The following is a 17214-nucleotide window of genomic DNA, read 5'->3' as shown; positions in this document are numbered from 1 at the left end:
GCGATTGATGGCCCCTGATGACTATCTGGTAATGAGCAGCGCGGAGTGGGCGGGGCTGCGCGCCAGTACGCCATTGACGTTGTCGGAAGAAGATCTGGCCGCATTGCGAGGCGTGAACGAGGACATCTCGCTGGAAGATGTCGCCAACATTTACTTGCCGCTGTCGCGCCTGATCAATCTGCACGTCAGCGCTGCGCGCAATCTGGACAGCATCAAGGACACCTTTCTGGGACGTCCCGCCAAGCGTCAGACTTACGTGGTCGCGGTGGCGGGCAGCGTTGCGGTGGGCAAGAGCACCTTTGCCCGGGTGTTGCAGGCGCTGATGGCGCGCTGGCCGGATCATCCGCGGGTTGATCTGATCACCACCGACGGTTTCCTGCACCCCAATGCGCGACTGGTGGCCGACGGCATCATGCACCGCAAGGGTTTTCCGGAAAGCTACGACCGCAAGCGCATGGTCAAGTTTCTCTCGGACCTCAAGGCAGGCACGCCGGAAATCAGCGCGCCGGTTTATTCCCACATCAGCTACGACATCGTCCCCGATAAGTATCTCAAGGTCAGCCAGCCCGACATCCTGATTTTCGAAGGGCTGAACGTGTTGCAGACGGCGGGCAACGACGGGCAGAAGCCGGGCAGTATCGTGTCGGACTTTTTCGATTTCTCGATCTACCTGGACGCCGAAGAGGGCGACATCGAGCGCTGGTACGTCGAGCGTTTCCTGATGCTGCAGCGCACCGCCTTTCGTGCGCGCGGCGCCTACTTCCGCGAACTGGCTGACCTGCCGCCGGAAAAGTCTCCTGACGCTGCGCGCAAGATCTGGCGCGACATCAACCGTCCCAATCTGCTGGAAAACATCCTGCCGACCCGCGAGCGCGCCAGCCTTGTGGTGCGTAAGGCATCGGATCACTCAGTGAAGGAATTGTGGCTACGCTAATGGGCAGACCGGCGTTGGGCGTGTCGGCGTTATGTGCGCTGTGCTTCAGCATCGGCGCTCTGGCGGACGGCAACAAATTACTGCTCGAATGCCAGGACGGCATCAACAGCATGAGCGGTGGCGTGACCCAGAACAGCGTGGGTGTCGGGCATTGCGTCGGGGTGCTGCAAGCGACGATGGACACCCTGGACCTTTTCCACGAAGCGGGCGGGCTGCCCCGATTGGTGTGCGTGCCTGAAGGCGGAATTCCGATGATTCAGTCCATGCGTATCATTGTGCAATCCTTGCAGGCGCATCCGGAAAGTCTGCATTTGAACGAGTCAGTGTTGGTCGTCGCGGCGCTGACGAACGCGTTTCCCTGTCAGTAACCCCTCTACGCAATTGATCTGTGACTGTGTTGTTTGATTCAAGGCTCAACCCCTGATTCAACCCGAGCCGTCGCGCCCGCGCCGGCCTCAGCAAGGATGCCGACATGCGAATTAACGCCCTGATTGTGTTGCTTCTCACCGGGCTCGTGGCCGCGACGTACGGCTTCGGGATCTACCTCTTTGCCCAGTTGGTGCCGGACATGCGCGCCAGCCTGGGTTTCGACATTGCTTACGTGGGCACCATCACCGCAGCGGGGCAGGCCGGGTTTCTGGCCAGCGCGTTATTGGCCGCCTGGCTGACGCCTCGGGTGGGCGGCGGCTGGGTTATCTTCGGGTCAGGCGCGGTGTGCGCTTTGGCCTTGTTGCTGATGCCGCTGGCGCAGAACGTGGTGCTGATCGGCCTGCTGCTGACGGTGATGGCCGGTACGGCGGCGACGGTGTTCGTGCCGATGGTCGACGTCATTTCAAGGTCGGTGCCCTATCGATACCGCGGCATGGCAATGGGACTGGTGTCGAGCGGCACCAGTTATGGCGTGTTCATCAACAGCCTGCTGGTGCCGTTGTATGCGCCCCAGGGCGAGTGGCGGGCGGTGTGGTGGATGGTCGGGGTCATCACCGTCGTGATGGTCGCCGGGGTCTTTCTGGTGTTCAAACGCGCGCGGCTGTTTGTCCGGGAAACCGAGGGCGCCTGTGACGTGACGCCGGGCAGAGGCATGCTGCGTGGCGCGTTGCAGGGCTGGGTCTACAAGGTCTGGTCGATGAATTTCCTAATCGGCTTCTCGACCTTTCCGTTTCAGAATTACCTGTCGTCCTACTTGCGCACGGAATTGCGGTTCGGCGTCGAGTACACCGCGCAGATCTGGGCCAGCATTGGTTTCGTCGGCATGTTCAGCGGTCTGGCGCTTGGCGCGTTGTCGGACCGCATCGGCCTGCGCGCGACAATGTTGCTGGTGTACGCCTGCGTAGGGTCGGCGGCGGTGATCCTCGCCTTCGCGCCGACCGGCTACTGGCCGTTGGTGGCGGGCGTGGTGTTTGCGATGGCGTTCTACCCGATCTTCGGGCTGATCCCGGCTTACGTGTCGAAGATGGCGAGCAGCGCGGCGCTGGCCGTCACCCTGTTTGGTGTGGCCAACATCATGCAGGGCGTCGGCGGCATGCTCGGCAATTATTGCGCCGGGCTGCTGGCGAGCCTGAGTGGCTCGTTTGTCGCGGTGTACGCAGTGATCGCGGGCGTCGCCGTGGTGCTGGCGGTGTTGACGGTCTGTTTGCCGAATGAGCATGGCACCCGTCAACTCGCCAGTGTGCACACCCCATAGCGGACACCATGGACCCGTAGGAGCCGGCTTGCTGGCGAATGGGGTGGTTCAAAACCGACAGTGTCGACTGACGGCACGGGTTCGCCAGCAAGCCGACTCCTACAGGTGTTGCTCCGCCATCGACGATCTGCCAGCAGCAACAGGGCGTCTGCTACACCGAAAACTGCAACGCATTGCTCAAATCACCCATCGGCACCTGACCGCGTGCGGCCATGGCATTGTCGCGCTCGGTCAATCCGTCGAGCTTCTCCAGACCGTGTACCCGCGTTATCAAGCGCAGGATCGAGGCAGTGTCGTACGCCGTGTGATCGACCGTGCCCTTGCGCGCAAACGGTGAGATGACAATGGCCGGCACCCGCGAGCCCGGTCCCCAGCGGTCGCCCTTCGGTGGCGCAACGTGGTCCCACCAGCCGCCGTTCTCGTCGACGGTGACGACGATGACCATGTTCTTCCACTGCGGGCTGTTGCGCAGCACTTTGATGGCGCGATCAATGTGCCGGTCACCTGCGGCCACGTCGGCGTAACCGGCGTGCATGTTGAGGTTGCCCTGGGGTTTGTAGAAGGTCACGGCGGGCAGCTTGCCGGCCTCGGCATCGGCGAAAAATTTATTGGTGGCCGGCTCATCACCCAGCCCACCGTCGCGCAGGCGCTTGTGGCGCTCGCTCGGGCTTTCCGGCCCCTGTTGCTTGAAATAGTTGAAGGGCTGATGGTGGTACTGGAAGTTCGGGATCTTCGGAATGCCGGTCGAGTCTTTGTACTCGTCGAGCGTCACTTGCCAGGCGCCGGCGTACCACGCCCAGTCGATATTCTTCTTCGACAGCTTGTCGCCAATGTGGTCGTGGGTTTGTGGCACCAGCACGTTGGCCAGCCCCGGCTGGGAATAATCCGGCTTCTCCTTGTCACGCAGCCAGGTGGGCCAGTAGGGCGGGGCCATGGTGTTGACGCCGTAACCGTCGGGCGTCAGCGCGCTCGGGCCGAATTGCGGCGGGCCGGTCATGGCGCTGGCCGGTGATTTCTCTAGTGGCTTGAGCCGATAGTCCAGCGGATCGCTGCTTTCCAGCACGGCGATCTGCGACTTCGCCGGGGAGTTCGCCGCGTCCGGATAGAAAGGCGCTCTGGCCGAGACCAGGTACTGATGGTTCAAAAATGAGCCGCCGAAAGCGCCCTGGAAGAAGTTGTCGCACAGGACGAATTCTTTGGCGACGTCCCACAAACGCAGGGAATACCGAGTCTGAGCGTAATGACCCATGGTCAGGCCGCCGGAGTCCGCCCAGGCGACGAAGGCGTCGTTTTTGCCGCCGTTGATCTGCATCTGGTTCTGATAGAACACGTGCCAGAGGTCGCGGGTGACGACGCTCAGTGGCAGGTCCTCGCCGTTCGGGCCTTTGAGGGCAAAGGGCGCGTTGGGCAGGTTTTCCTGATACTGCACGCCTGGCGCGTAGGTCACGCCGTCGACGCTCTGCGGGCCGATCTGGCAGACACCTCCCCAGCACGGCGGCAGGGTGTCGAGGACCTTGCCATCGCGGTCGCGCTGCTGATACTCACTGGCGGTCACGGCTGAGAGCGGGTGCTCGACGCCGGGGAAATGGGCGAACAAATTGTTGAAACTGCGGTTTTCGCCGTAGATGACCACGATGGTTTTGATGTTGTCCTGCAGCGCTTTGTCCAGGGTCGGGCCGGTCAACACCGTGTCTGATACCGGCTTGGCTTGGATGCCGGCATCGGCCGCGCCCACCACACCGCTGAGCGTTGCGCCGGCGCCCAGCACGGCAACGCCGCCAAGAAAGCGCCGGCGGCTGCCGTCTACCGGTGTATGAGGGGCCAAAGTCAGTGCGGGGTCTTCCGGTTTTTTGCTCATGGCGGGCGCTCGCAGGTCGAGTTGTTACGACATATTTCGACGCAGCCTAGCGAGGCAATATGACGGTATTGCTACAGCCAGGCGTCATGGCCCGTCCCACTGAACGAGCGCGGTGATCTGTGTGGGACCGGTTTCAGTCAGGAAGGGCCCGCTCACTACGGGTCGGCAGGATTGCCCGAATGCACTTGGTAGCGTTCGACAATCCGTTCGATTTCCCCTGACATCTTCATCCTCAGCAGCGTGCGCATGATCCGCTGAGCCGGCACGCTCGGGTCGTTGCGCACGACACAGCCTACGGGCTGCTCGTCGATGACCCAGACAGCCCTGAGCTTTGCGTCGGGTTTCTGGTCGCGGTTGTACCAGTCCAGCGACCACTGCATGTCAACGGCGTAGCGGTAGCGGTGGGCCGAGAGCTTGGACAGCACCTGTTCCTGCAACCTGGCGTCTTCGCGAATCAGGTCGCGCGTGGCGAACAGTGGGTCCAGCACCGGATAGGCGTACCCCAGGACAGTGCCGATGTGGTCGCCCAGAATCCCGCTCAGTTGAAAGGGGGCGGTGTCGTAGGCGCCGCCGACGAGCACGTTACGCTGGGTCAGCAGCGGCAGGCTCCAGGTGTAGTCGCCCGACATGTCCGGCAACCAGGACTGGGCGGCATAGCAGCGCACATCGACCTCACCGCGTTCCGTCGCCGCCTGAACGCGCAGCCTGGGATAAACACGGTACTGGGCTGTCTGGCCGATCTGTCGGGCCAGGCTTTCCATGATGTCGAAAAGAATGCCGGCCTCGGGCCCGTTCGGGCCCACTTGCATCAATGGCATCGACCAGCTGTCCGCCACGGCAAAGCGCAGCGGCGGCCCTTCGGCGGCGGCATACGTGCTCAACAGCCCCAAGGCGCTCAGAAGTCCCAAGGCACTCACCCACACTCGCATCCGGATCCCTCGAAGTAACAGTGCGACGCATCAGGCCTGCTGTCCATTCGCGAAGTCCCCCTGCGCACCCTCTGGAGGCGGGGCGAGCGAAACCTCTTGCGAACCTCCTTGCGGAGCCAGGCCAGCCATAATAAAGCGATAAGCGTCGGACACCAGATGCAATTTTGCCCCTGCTCCGCTAGCATTGGCGGTCTTCCGCAACCCAGTCGCGACGGTTTTCAATGAGTTATCAGGTTCTTGCACGTAAATGGCGTCCGCGCTCGTTCCGCGAAATGGTCGGCCAGACCCATGTGCTCAAGGCCTTGATCAACGCCCTGGACAGCCAGCGCCTGCACCATGCCTATTTATTCACCGGTACGCGAGGGGTCGGCAAGACCACCATCGCCCGTATCATCGCCAAATGCCTGAACTGTGAAACCGGTATCACGTCGACGCCTTGCGGTGAATGCTCGGTGTGTCGCGAGATCGACGAAGGCCGCTTTGTCGATCTGATCGAGATCGACGCCGCCAGCCGCACCAAGGTCGAGGACACCCGCGAGCTGCTCGACAACGTGCAATACGCGCCCAGTCGCGGCCGCTTCAAGGTCTACCTGATCGACGAAGTGCACATGCTCTCCAGCCACTCGTTCAATGCGTTGCTGAAAACGCTTGAAGAGCCGCCGCCCTACGTCAAGTTCATCCTCGCGACCACCGACCCACAAAAGCTGCCCGCGACCATTTTGTCGCGCTGCCTGCAGTTCTCCCTGAAAAACATGACACCTGAACGTGTGGTCGAGCACCTGACCCACGTGCTCGGCGCCGAAAACATTCCGTTCGAAGACGACGCGCTGTGGCTGCTGGGTCGCGCGGCCGACGGTTCCATGCGTGACGCCATGAGCCTGACCGATCAGGCGATTGCTTTCGGCGAGGGCAGGGTGTCGGCGTCCGACGTGCGCGCAATGCTCGGCACGCTGGACCACGGCCAGGTGTTCGACGTGCTGGCTGCCTTGATCGAAGGTGATGCCCGCTCGCTGCTCGAAGCCGTGCGCCATCTGGCCGAGCAAGGCCCTGACTGGAGCGGCGTGCTCTCGGAGATCCTCAATGTGCTGCACCGGGTCGCCATCGCCCAGGCGCTGCCTGAAGGTGTCGATAACGGCCATGGCGACCGTGATCGGGTCCTGGCGCTGGCCCAGGCGTTGCCCGCCGAGGACGTGCAGTTTTATTACCAGATGGGCCTGATCGGTCGGCGTGATTTGCCGCTGGCACCGGACCCGCGTGGCGGTTTCGAGATGGTGCTGCTGCGCATGCTGGCATTCCGGCCAGCAGATGCCGACAACGCGCCGACTCAGCCGTTAAAGTCAGTGGGGATCAACCCGGCCACGGTTGATTCCCGGACAGCGGTGGCGAGTTCCGCATCCACAACCTCCCGACCTCAGCCCGCTCCGGCGCCGGTCCTCGATACACCGGCTCCCGTCCCCGAGGCACGGCCGGCGCCAGTGAGCGCCGAGGAAGAAGTCGACCTGCCGTGGAACGAGCCGAAAGTCGCGCCGCCGGTCAATGGGCCCGAACCAGGCCTTGTTTCACGGGCAGTGCCGGGTGCTGAGCCCGAGCCAGTGCCCTCAGCAGAGCCTTCGGTCGAGTCCATGGCTGAGATTCCCGAGCCGGTCCTCGACACCGTGGGCGAGCAGCCTGACCTGACGCCAATGCCGGCGCCTGCCCCGGCGAGCCCCGTGCCGGACGCGCCGGAAGTCGAGTCGCCAGAGCAGGTGCAAGCCGCTGCCGACGCGGTGACGCCGCAGATGATCGAGCACGTGCCCGACGCAGCCGCCGACGCAGCGGCCTATGTACCGGCGCCGATGGAGCGCGACGACGAACCGCCGCCCGATGACGATTACAACGAGCCGGACATCGACCTCGACCCGGCCTCGTTTGCATATCTGGATGACCTGGCCCACGAAGCCGTCGAAGCGGTAGAGAAGGAGCCGGAGCTGTTGCCTGCCGCCAAGCCTGCCACCGGGCTGGCTGCGGACTGGCTGGAGCTGTTCCCCAAGCTCCCCATTTCCGGCATGACCGGCAGTATCGCGGCCAATTGCACGCTGATTTCGGTCGAAGGTGACCACTGGCTGCTGCACCTTGATCCGGCCCACAGCGCGTTGTTCAACTCGACGCAGCAACGCCGTTTGAATGACGCGCTGAACCAATACCATGAACGCACCCTCAACCTGACTATCGAGCTTATCAAGCCCGAGCAGGAAACCCCGGCTCAGGCAGCGGCGCGCCGCCGTGCCGACCGGCAGAAGCAGGCCGAGGCGGCGATTCACGGCGATCCGTTCATCCAGCAGATGATGCAGCAGTTTGGCGCGTCGATCCGTGAGGATACGATTGCACCGGTGGAGGCGCCGGCGCAGGCCCATTGATTTCCCCGGAGCGCTCGCCTCACAAGGCGCTCCGTGCTGTTCAACGACTTTCTGTCCAATGATTTCCGAGGAGAAATTCCCATGATGAAAGGTGGCATGGCAGGCCTGATGAAGCAGGCTCAGCAAATGCAGGAAAAAATGGCCAAGATGCAGGAAGAACTGGCCAACGCTGAAGTGACGGGCCAATCCGGCGCCGGTCTGGTCAGCGTGGTCATGACCGGGCGTCACGATGTCAAGCGCGTCAGCCTGGATGACAGCCTGATGCAAGAAGAGAAGGAAATCCTGGAAGACCTGATCGCAGCGGCCGTCAACGACGCCGTGCGCAAGATCGAAGCGGCCAGCCAGGAAAAGACCGCCAGCATGACAGCGGGCATGCAGTTGCCGCCGGGCATGAAACTGCCGTTCTGATCAGACGGCTGTTTGCACCCTAAAATGCCAGGCCCTCGCGCCTGGCATTTTTGTGTGTGGACGGCGCCCGGTGAGCGAGCAGGGCGCAACGCAGAGGGGAAGGCACATCCGACCGAACGGGTCACGCGAGGCACGGTCTGCTCTCTATACCCTCGCCACCCTCATCCTGGAGCCCCATCCCGATGACGCAAGAACTGATCCTCAACCAGCGTATTGTCCTGGCGTCCCGTCCGCAGGGCGCACCGACCCCTGAAAACTTCCGACTCGAACGCCAGGCACTGCCTGACTTGCAGGACGGCCAAGTGCAGTTGCGTACGCTCTATCTGTCCCTCGATCCCTACATGCGCGGTCGCATGAGTGATGCGCCGTCCTATGCGGCCCCGGTGGAAATCGACGCGGTCATGGAGGGCGGCGCGGTCAGCGTGGTCGAGCAGTCGCGCAACGCCAATTTCAAGGAAGGCGATCTGGTGGTCGGTCAGACCGGCTGGCAAACTCACAGCATCTCGGACGGCAGCAATCTCCTGACCGCGCCCAAGGATTTGCCCAACCCGTCCATGGCAGTGGGCGTGCTCGGCATGCCGGGCATCACCGGTTATATGGGTTTGATGGACATCGGCAAGCCGAAGGCAGGCGAGACCCTGGTCGTTGCCGCCGCCTCCGGGGCCGTTGGCTCAGTGGTCGGCCAAGTGGCCAAACTCAACGGTCTGCGGGTCGTCGGTGTTGCCGGTGGCGAAGACAAATGCCGGTACGTGGTGGACGAGCTGGGCTTTGACGCCTGTATCGATCACCGCAGCGAAGATTTCGCCGAGCAGTTGAAAGCCGCCGTGCCGGACGGCATCGACATCTATTTCGAACTGGTCGGTGGCAAGGTGCTGGAAGCGGTGGTGCCACTGCTCAATGCCCGCGCTCGCGTACCGTTGTGCGGGCTGATCGCCCATTACAACGCGCAAAGCCAGCCGGAGGGGCCGAATCAACTGCCGCTGCTGATGCGCACTCTGTTGACCAAGCGTGCGAAGATTCAGGGCTTTATCGTCTACGAAGAGTATTACCACCGTCTGGATGAATTCATGCAAGCCATGATCCCGCTGGTCAAGGACGGCAAGGTCAAATTCCGCGAAGATGTTGTGGAAGGCCTGGAGCATGCGCCAGATGCGTTCATCGGCCTGCTCGAGGGCAAGAACTTCGGCAAGCTGGTGGTCAAGGTGTCATGACCTTGATTTGACGGTAATCAGAGGCGCGGGTATAAACCGCGTCTCGTGTTTTTGTCGGACGTTTCTCCAATGAGCTTCAGCCCCCTGATTCGCCAGTTGATCGACTCCCTGCGCATTCTGCCCGGCGTCGGTCAGAAAACCGCCCAGCGCATGGCGTTGCAGTTGCTGGAGCGCGATCGCAGCGGCGGCTCGCGTTTGTCCCAGGCGCTGAGTCAGGCGATGGAAGGCGTCGGCCACTGTAAACAGTGCCGCACCCTGACCGAAGAAGAACTCTGCCCGCAGTGCGCTGACGTCCGGCGCGACGACACGCTGCTGTGCGTGGTAGAGGGCCCGATGGACGTCTACGCGGTGGAGCAGACCGGTTATCGAGGGCGCTACTTTGTGCTCAAGGGTCATCTGTCGCCCTTGGACGGTCTGGGGCCTGAAGCCATCGGCATCCCGCAACTGGTGGCGCGGATCGAGGAGCAGGGGTCGTTCACGGAAGTCATCCTGGCGACCAACCCGACGGTCGAAGGCGAAGCGACCGCGCACTACATCGCCCAGTTGCTCACCCACAAAGGCCTGATCACTTCGCGCATTGCCCACGGCGTACCGTTGGGTGGCGAGCTGGAACTGGTCGACGGCGGCACCCTGGCGCACTCGTTTGCAGGGCGCAAGCCGATTCAGTTGTAAAAAGACTTCGTCTGATTCACCCAAAACCCTGTGGGAGCACGCTTGCTGGCGAACCCGGTCCTTCAGGTAATACAACGCCCGGCTGACGCACCGCGTTCGCCACCGTCGTAACCTCCGACAGCTCCTACAGTGGCGCGATGCACTACGTCTGATTGACGCGAAACCCTGCAGGAGCCGGCTTGCTGGCGAACTTGGTCCTTCACGTAATACAACGCGCGGCTGACGCACCGCGTTCGCCACCGTCGTAACCTCCGACAGCTCCTACAGTGGCGCGATGCACTACGTCTGATTGACGCGAAACCCTGTAGGAGCCGGCTTGCTGGCGAACCCGGTTCATCAGGTGATAACGAGGCGCAGCAGCCTGATCGAATGCCAGGCTTTACTTATCCGTCAACGCGAACTGGGTCAGGCAGAACGTCGGGATTTCCATGTCGCGCAGGCGTTGTGAACCGCCCAGCTCTGGCAGGTCAATAATCGCAGCGGCTTCGTGAACCTTGGCGCCCATGCGGCGAATCAGCTTGGCGGCGGCGATCAGCGTGCCACCCGTGGCGATCAGGTCATCGAACATCACCACCGAGTCTCCATCGCACAGGCTGTCGGCGTGGACTTCCAGCAGCGCTTCGCCGTATTCGGTCTGATAGGCCTCGGCCAGCACGTCAGCCGGCAATTTCCCCTGTTTGCGAAACAGCACCAGCGGCTTGTTCAGTTCGTAGGCGACGATCGAGCCGATCAGAAACCCGCGCGCGTCCATGACGCCGACATGGCTGAAGTCGGCGTCGATGTAGCGCTGGATGAAGCTGTCGATGACCAGGCGCAGGGCCTTGGGTGACTGGAACAGCGGCGTGATGTCACGGAAAATCACACCGGGCTTGGGGAAGTCCACCACGGGGCGGATGAGGGATTTGAAGCTCGATTCGTCGAAAATCATAAGGATCTCGGGCAGGACATGACGCAAAAGACGCCAGTCTAAGCCCGCCCGGACCTTGATGCATCAGCTTTCCAGCGATCCCCCGGCGAGCGCGCAGAGCTGGATCGGGTCAAGAATGTGGATTTCCTTGCCCTCGGCAGCGATCAATTCGTTCTGCTGGAAGCGGGTGAACACCCGCGACACGGTTTCCACCGCCAGCCCCAGGTAGTTGCCGATCTCGTTGCGCGACATGCTCAGGCGGAACTGGTTGGCAGAGAAGCCACGGGCGCGGAAACGCGCCGACAGGTTGACCAGAAACGTGGCGATGCGCTCGTCGGCGGTTTTCTTCGAGAGCAGCAGCATCATCTGTTGATCGTCGCGGATCTCACGGCTCATGACCCGCATCAACTGGCGACGCAATTGCGGCAGTTGCACCGACAATTCGTCCAGTCGTTCGAAGGGGATTTCGCAGACCGAGGTGGTCTCAAGGGCTTGCGCCGTGACGGGATACGCCTCGGCGTCCATCCCGGACAGCCCCACCAGTTCGCTGGGCAGGTGAAAGCCGGTGAGTTGCTCTTCGCCGCTGTCGCTCAGGCTGAAGGTTTTCAGCGCGCCGGAGCGCACGGCGTAGACGGAAGCGAAGGTGTCGCCCTGGCGAAACAGAAAATCGCCTTTCTTCAAGGGGCGGCCGCGTTTGACGATTTCGTCCAGTGCATCCATGTCTTCCAGGTTCAAGGAAAGCGGAAGGCACAACGGGGCCAGGCTGCAATCCTTGCAGTGAGCCTGGGTATGAGCGCGCAGTTTGACTGGCTCAGACATCGGGGTAATTCCTTTTGCAGAAACACACATAAGTCGTAAGGGTAACTCAGCGGTCAGCCTTGCGACTACCAGTCGCCTTCCATGGCCAGAAATGATTCCTCCGCGCCGGGCGGATAATTTCTATATCACGCGGGAAAATCGCTGACGGTTTTGTGCGTCCAGGTAGGCGTCGAACACCATGCAGATCGAGCGCACCAACAGCCGACCCGCGGGCGTGACAGTGATGCCGTTCAGGTCCAGATCAAGCAGGCCGTCCCTGGCCATGGTCAGCAGCTGCGGCCATTGCTCGCTGAAATACGCTCGAAAGTCGATGGCGAAGGCCTGCTCGACGCTGGCGAAATCCAGGCGGAAGTGACAGATCAACTGGCCGATGATGGCGCGCCGCAGCTGGTCATCCTCGTTGCAGCGCAGACCGCGATGGGTGGCCAGTTGGTCGCTGGCGAGCAACGTCTGGTAGGCGGTCAGGGCGCTGGTGTTCTGCGCGTACAGCTCGCCGATCTGGCTGATGGCCGAGACGCCGAGGCCGATCAGGTCACAGTGACCGTGGGTGGTGTAGCCCTGAAAATTGCGCTGCAGGGTGCCCTCTTCCTGAGCAATGGCCAGGTCGTCATCGGGCAGCGCAAAGTGGTCCATGCCGATGTAGCGGTAGCCCGCGCCGGTCAGTTGTTCGACGGTGCGCTGGAGCATCTCCAGCTTGTGCGCCGGACTGGGCAATTGTGCGGTGTCGATACGCCGTTGCGGCATGAAACGCTCAGGCAGGTGGGCGTAGTTGAACACCGAGAGCCGGTCGGGCTGCAGCGCAATCACTTGCTCGACAGTGCGCGCAAACCCTTCCGGCGTTTGCAGCGGCAGGCCGTAGATCAGGTCGATGTTCACCGAGCGAAACTGCAAAGTGCGCGCGGCTTCGACGATGGCGCGGGTTTCGTCCAGGCTCTGCAAACGGTTGATGGCCCGCTGCACCAGCGGATCGAGATCCTGCACGCCGAGGCTGACGCGGTTGAAGCCCAGCTCGCGCAACATCCCCATGGTCGACCAGTCTGCCTCGCGCGGGTCGATCTCGATGCCATAGTCGCCGGAGTGGTCGTCGAGCAGGGTGAAATGCTGGCGCAGGTGAGCCATGAGTTGACGCAGTTCCACATGGCTGAGAAAGGTGGGCGTGCCGCCGCCCAAGTGCAACTGCTCGACCACCTGACGCTCATCGACATGGGCGGCGATCAGGCTGATTTCGCGCGCAAGGCGCTGCAGGTAAGCCTGCGAACGGCTGCGGTCCTTGGTGATGACTTTGTTGCAGGCGCAGTAGTAGCAAATGTTGGCGCAGAACGGGATGTGCAGGTAAAGCGACAACGGCCGCGAAGCCTTGCGGCTGTCGCGCAGCGCATGCAGCAGTTCGAAGGCGCCAACCTGCGTATGAAATTGCACTGCGGTGGGGTAGGAGGTGTAACGCGGCCCCGCCTGATCGTAGCGGCGGATGAGTTCAGAATCCCAACGAAGGTCGTCGAGCATGCGGGCATTCCCGATAAGGCTGGCGGTGCGGGGAGTGTAGGGCGCGCGCAGGAGACGGCATTGATCTGGGTCAATGGATCGGGAAGGCGGTCACTCGTCTGCGGTGCCTGACGGATTCATAGAGTGATCCATCGAATGATCCGTCGAGTGATCCATTGGGTGGCTCGTCGAATGATTCATCGAATGATTCATCGAATGATTCATCGAGTCGTGCCCATGCCCCATCAGCCAGCGTTGATGCGGGCCGGGGAGGGTCCACAGTCCAAACACAATCACCAGCAGCCCGCCTGCCACGCGCACGCTGCGTCGGCGGAGCAGGGCGGTGATGCGCTCGGCCGCCAGCCCGGTGGCCAGCAGCACAGGCCAGGTGCCCAGGCCGAACGCGAGCATCAACAGCGCGCTGTGCAACGCATTGCCCTGGCTCGCGGACCACAACAGCGTGCTGTAAACCAGACCGCAGGGCAGCCAGCCCCACACCGCGCCGAGCAGCAAGGCGCGCGGCACGTTCGACACCGGCATCAGGCGGCTTGCCAAGGGTTGCAGGTAACGCCAGACCCCGCGGCCCAGGCCTTCGATGCGGGTGAGGCCACTCCACCATCCGGCCAGGTACAGGCCCATAGTGACCATCAGCAACCCGGCGATCACCCGCAACAGCATCGCCCCCGGGCTGTTGGCGACCGCCCAGCCGAGCATGCCCATCAGCAGTCCCGCGCAGGCGTAGCTGAAAACACGTCCGGCGTTGTAGGCCAACAGCAGGCGCAGCCGTCGTCCGCGCTGCTCCTTGGGAATGGCAAACGTGAGTGCCCCCATCAGACCGCCGCACATGCCCAGGCAGTGGCCGCCGCCAAGCAGGCCCAGCACCAGGGCGGAAAGGAGTTGGGGCAGAAGTTGAGTGAGTAGGTCAGACATGGGCGAGACCTGGAAGTCCTGCGCCTTTTGTGCCGGCGCCATCGCGGGCCAGCGCGCGCTGGCAGGGGATCGCATCAAGCCTGACGACACCGCAGATGTAGCTGCCGACACGTGGACTGGGGGAGCAAGCTTGCTCCCGAAGAGATCGGTACATCCGACAGATATCCAGCGCTCGATAGTTAGCCTTCGTGAGCACGCTCACTCCCACAGGGACCGGGTTCACTTGGTCGAATCCTGCTTCACGGACAGGACTCATTGCGCCGGGTCCTTATGATCGTCCACTTTATCTTTCCCCGACGCCTCATCCACCCCGGCTTCGTGGCCCGGGTCCAGATCATCGAACAGAATGCTGTGGGCCGGGCCGTCCAGGTCGTCGTACTGACCGCTGTCCACTGCCCAGAAAAAGATGTAGATCGCCACCGCCACAATCAGCAGCGCCACCGGGATCATGAGGTAGAGCGCAGGCATCGGGCCTCCGGGTTAAGTGGCGTGTTCAAGCGGGCACCGGTCGGCTTGGGCCGGCAGGGAGCGGATCGGCAGGTCGCGCTTTGATTCGCGTCAGGCGCAGCGCATTGAGCACCACCACCAGCGAACTCACCGACATGCCCGCCGCCGCCCACAACGGCGTCACCCAGCCCAGCGCCGCGAAAGGCAGCACCAGCCCGTTGTACAGCGCGGCCCACGCGAGGTTTTCCAGAATGATGCGGCGGGTACGCCGGGCGAGGCCGAAGGCATCCACCAGTACCAGGAGGCGATTGGACAGCAACACCGCGTCCGCGCTGGTCTTGGCCAGATCGGTGGCCGATCCCATGGCGATACTGATGTCGGCAGCGGCCAGCACCGGCACATCATTGACCCCGTCGCCGATCACCAGAATCCTGCGGCCCTCGGCACGCAGCTGTTGCAGAACCGCGAGCTTGTCCTCCGGCCGCAGGCTGCCCCGGGCGTCATCGATCTGCAAGCGGGCCGCGACGCTGGACACCATGGGCGAGCTGTCTCCGGACAGCAAAAGGGTCTTCCAGCCGCGTTGTCTGCACGCATCGACCAGAGCCGCAGCGTCGTCCCGCAGCCGGTCATCCAGCACCAGCCAGGCCAGGGTGTGGGTGGAATCCCCCAGCAGCAGCCACTGGCCGGGTTCATCCGGCATCGATGGCACGGCGGCGCCGGACAAGGCGCAGACAAACGCCGGCTGGCCGATGCGCAGCAGGCGCCCGTTCACTTGACCTTGCAGACCCAAGCCCGGCGTGGCGACGACCGCTTCAGCCACGAGTGGCGTCTTGCCGAACGCTTGGGCAATCGGGTGTTCGGAACGGCTTTCCAGCGCCGCCGCCAGGCTCAAACAGTCGTCACGGCTCAAGGGCCCGAGGGGGCGGATGGCCCTAAGGGTGAGGCGCCCTTCGGTCAGTGCGCCGGTTTTGTCGAAGATGACTGTGTCGATCCGGTGCAGCCCCTCCAGCACATGGCCCCGCGTCAGCAGCAGCCCGAGTCGGTGCAACGTACCGGTGGCGGCCGTCAGCGCGGTTGGCGTCGCCAGCGATAAGGCGCAAGGGCAGGTGGCGACCAGCATCGCCAAGACAATCCAGAACGCACGACCGGCATCGAGCTGCCACCAGACCACGCCGACGCAGGCCGCCAGCAACAGCGAAATCAGCAGAAACCCTCTTGCCGCGCGGTCCGCCATCTGCGCCAGGGGCGGCTTCTGCGATTGCGCGCGTTCCAGCAGACGTACCACAGCAGAAAGCCGCGTGTCTGGGCCAAGGGCGAGCACTTCGATGGTCAACACGCTTTGCACGTTGGCGGTGCCGGCGGTGACGGCGTCTCCAGGTTGACGGGGCTGAGGCAGGGACTCGCCGGTGAGCAGCGACTCGTCGATGCTCGACCGCCCCTCGATGATCCGGCCGTCTGCCGGCAGCAGTGCGCCGGGGTGCACCAGCACGTGATCGTGCAGGCGCAATTGATCGGTGAGGATGCGTTCGGTCTGGCCGTCCGCGTTCAGCCGCAAGCAGGAGGCCGGCAGTAGGTTGACCAGTTGCGCCGTTGCTGCGCTGGTGCGTTCCCGGGCGCGGCGTTCGAGGTAGCGGCCGGTGAGCAGGAACAACGCGAACATGCCAACCGCGTCGAAATACAATTCGCCCACGCCAGTCACCGCTGTCCAGATACCCGCCAGGTACGCCGCGCCGATGGCCAGCGAAACCGAAACGTCCATGGTCAGTTGACGGCTGCGCAGGTCACGCAGCGCACCTTTGAAGAACGGCGCGCAGCTGTAAAACACGATCGGCGTCGTCAGAAACATCGCCACCCAGCGCAGGATCGTGTGCATTTCCGGGCTCAGGTCGAGGTTGAATTCAGGCGAGGTCGCCATGGTCGCCATCATTGCCTGGAACCACAGCAGCCCGGCAACGCCCAGCTGTCGCAGGGTGCGGCGGTTTTCCCGGGCCAGTTGCTCGGTCGCCTTGTCCGCCTGATAAGGATGGCCGGCGTAACCGATGCTGCGCAGCTCGGACAGCACCTCGCTCAAGGGCAATGACCGGTCATGCCAGCGCAAGTGCAAGCGATGACTGGAAAGATTCAGCCGCGCCTCGACCACGTCGGGCAAGGTGCGCAGGTGACGTTCGATCAACCAGCCGCACGCCGCACAGGTGATGCCTTCGATCAACAGCGTGGTTTCCGCCACATCGCCGGCGGCGGTTTCATGCCGGACAAAGGGCGCCTGGACGTCGGGCCGGTCGTACAGCGCCTCTTCGTCGGCCGGGGGCGTCGGTAATGTTTGAGCATTGATGGCCGCTTCGCTGCGATGCAGGTAGTAGCCCTCCAGACCGCCGGCGACGATCGCGTGGGCCACGGCCTGACAACCGGGGCAGCAAAACTCCCGCGTCTGGCCCAGCACCGAGGCGATGAAGCGACCGCCCGCCGGGACCGGCAACGTGCAGTGGTAGCAGAGGCGTGGTCCATCATTGGCCACTCCATCAGTGGCTGCCAAGTGA

The 17214-nt window shown here is 63.0% G+C and carries 14 protein-coding genes and 1 pseudogene; 7 read left to right on the top strand and 8 right to left on the bottom strand.

Features of this window, described 5'->3' with window-relative positions:
* The first annotated feature begins 7 nt into the window (after window positions 1–7).
* The 3 genes from coaA (at window position 8) to VF672_RS23670 (ending at window position 2618) form a co-directional block, all read left to right on the top strand.
* Window positions 8–934: a type I pantothenate kinase gene (gene coaA / locus VF672_RS23680; protein ID WP_331107510.1), complete on the top strand. Its 927-nt coding sequence runs from the start codon at window positions 8–10 to the stop codon at window positions 932–934.
* Window positions 934–1302 carry a Rap1a/Tai family immunity protein gene (locus tag VF672_RS23675; protein ID WP_331107504.1) on the top strand — a complete coding sequence of 123 codons (369 nt, stop codon included), beginning with the start codon at window positions 934–936 and terminating at the stop codon, window positions 1300–1302. The genes coaA and VF672_RS23675 overlap by 1 nt, the downstream gene beginning before the upstream one ends.
* 104 nt (window positions 1303–1406) lie before the next feature.
* Window positions 1407–2618, top strand: coding sequence for an MFS transporter (locus VF672_RS23670; protein ID WP_331107502.1), 1212 nt, complete (start codon window positions 1407–1409; stop codon window positions 2616–2618).
* Window positions 2619–2769: 151 nt separating this feature from the next.
* Here the strand turns inward: VF672_RS23670 and acpA are convergent, their stop codons facing one another.
* Together acpA and VF672_RS23660 are read right to left on the bottom strand one after the other, a co-directional pair.
* Window positions 2770–4476 carry an acid phosphatase gene (acpA, locus tag VF672_RS23665; protein ID WP_331107500.1) on the bottom strand — a complete coding sequence of 569 codons (1707 nt, stop codon included), beginning with the start codon at window positions 4474–4476 and terminating at the stop codon, window positions 2770–2772.
* A gap of 155 nt (window positions 4477–4631) precedes the next feature.
* Window positions 4632–5405 (bottom strand): transporter substrate-binding domain-containing protein, encoded by a 774-nt coding sequence (locus tag VF672_RS23660; protein ID WP_331107498.1) that lies wholly within the window; start codon window positions 5403–5405, stop codon window positions 4632–4634.
* 221 nt (window positions 5406–5626) lie between these two features.
* Here VF672_RS23660 and dnaX point away from each other — a divergent pair, with 221 nt between their 5' ends.
* The 4 genes from dnaX to recR all read left to right on the top strand — a co-directional run bounded on the left by dnaX (window position 5627) and on the right by recR (window position 10092).
* Window positions 5627–7801, top strand: a complete 2175-nt coding sequence (gene dnaX, locus VF672_RS23655) for a DNA polymerase III subunit gamma/tau (protein WP_331107496.1) — start codon at window positions 5627–5629, stop codon at window positions 7799–7801.
* Between the two features lie 81 nt (window positions 7802–7882).
* On the top strand, window positions 7883–8209 hold the full coding sequence (locus VF672_RS23650; RefSeq protein WP_037011416.1) for a YbaB/EbfC family nucleoid-associated protein: 327 nt from the start codon (window positions 7883–7885) through the stop codon (window positions 8207–8209).
* Between the two features lie 182 nt (window positions 8210–8391).
* The gene (locus VF672_RS23645; RefSeq protein WP_331107492.1) at window positions 8392–9420 is read left to right on the top strand and encodes an NADP-dependent oxidoreductase; all 1029 of its coding nucleotides are present in this window, start codon (window positions 8392–8394) and stop codon (window positions 9418–9420) included.
* A 69-nt stretch (window positions 9421–9489) separates the two neighbouring features.
* Window positions 9490–10092, top strand: coding sequence for a recombination mediator RecR (gene recR, locus VF672_RS23640; RefSeq protein ID WP_331107489.1), 603 nt, complete (start codon window positions 9490–9492; stop codon window positions 10090–10092).
* A gap of 379 nt (window positions 10093–10471) precedes the next feature.
* Here the strand turns inward: recR and VF672_RS23635 are convergent, their stop codons facing one another.
* The 6 genes and pseudogenes from VF672_RS23635 to VF672_RS23610 all read right to left on the bottom strand — a co-directional run bounded on the left by VF672_RS23635 (window position 10472) and on the right by VF672_RS23610 (window position 17192).
* Window positions 10472–11020, bottom strand: a complete 549-nt coding sequence (locus tag VF672_RS23635; RefSeq protein WP_331107487.1) for an adenine phosphoribosyltransferase — start codon at window positions 11018–11020, stop codon at window positions 10472–10474.
* Between the two features lie 63 nt (window positions 11021–11083).
* Window positions 11084–11818, bottom strand: coding sequence for a fumarate/nitrate reduction transcriptional regulator Fnr (gene fnr / locus VF672_RS23630; protein ID WP_331107485.1), 735 nt, complete (start codon window positions 11816–11818; stop codon window positions 11084–11086).
* 120 nt (window positions 11819–11938) lie between these two features.
* Entirely contained in the window at window positions 11939–13321 is a 1383-nt protein-coding gene (gene hemN, locus VF672_RS23625; protein ID WP_331107483.1) for an oxygen-independent coproporphyrinogen III oxidase, read from the bottom strand.
* A gap of 216 nt (window positions 13322–13537) precedes the next feature.
* Window positions 13538–14230: pseudogene (locus VF672_RS23620) on the bottom strand (sulfite exporter TauE/SafE family protein); the annotation flags it as partial.
* A 252-nt stretch (window positions 14231–14482) separates the two neighbouring features.
* Window positions 14483–14698, bottom strand: a complete 216-nt coding sequence (ccoS, locus tag VF672_RS23615) for a cbb3-type cytochrome oxidase assembly protein CcoS (protein WP_331107481.1) — start codon at window positions 14696–14698, stop codon at window positions 14483–14485.
* Window positions 14699–14723: 25 nt separating this feature from the next.
* Window positions 14724–17192 (bottom strand): heavy metal translocating P-type ATPase, encoded by a 2469-nt coding sequence (locus tag VF672_RS23610; protein ID WP_331107508.1) that lies wholly within the window; start codon window positions 17190–17192, stop codon window positions 14724–14726.
* Window positions 17193–17214: the final 22 nt, after the last annotated feature.

Origin of the sequence: Pseudomonas sp. (genome assembly GCF_036387035.1) — a bacterium.
Classification (GTDB): Bacteria; Pseudomonadota; Gammaproteobacteria; order Pseudomonadales; family Pseudomonadaceae; genus Aquipseudomonas.
The sequence above is the reverse complement of the archived record's forward strand: the minus strand, read 5'-3'. Positions and strand labels throughout refer to the sequence as shown.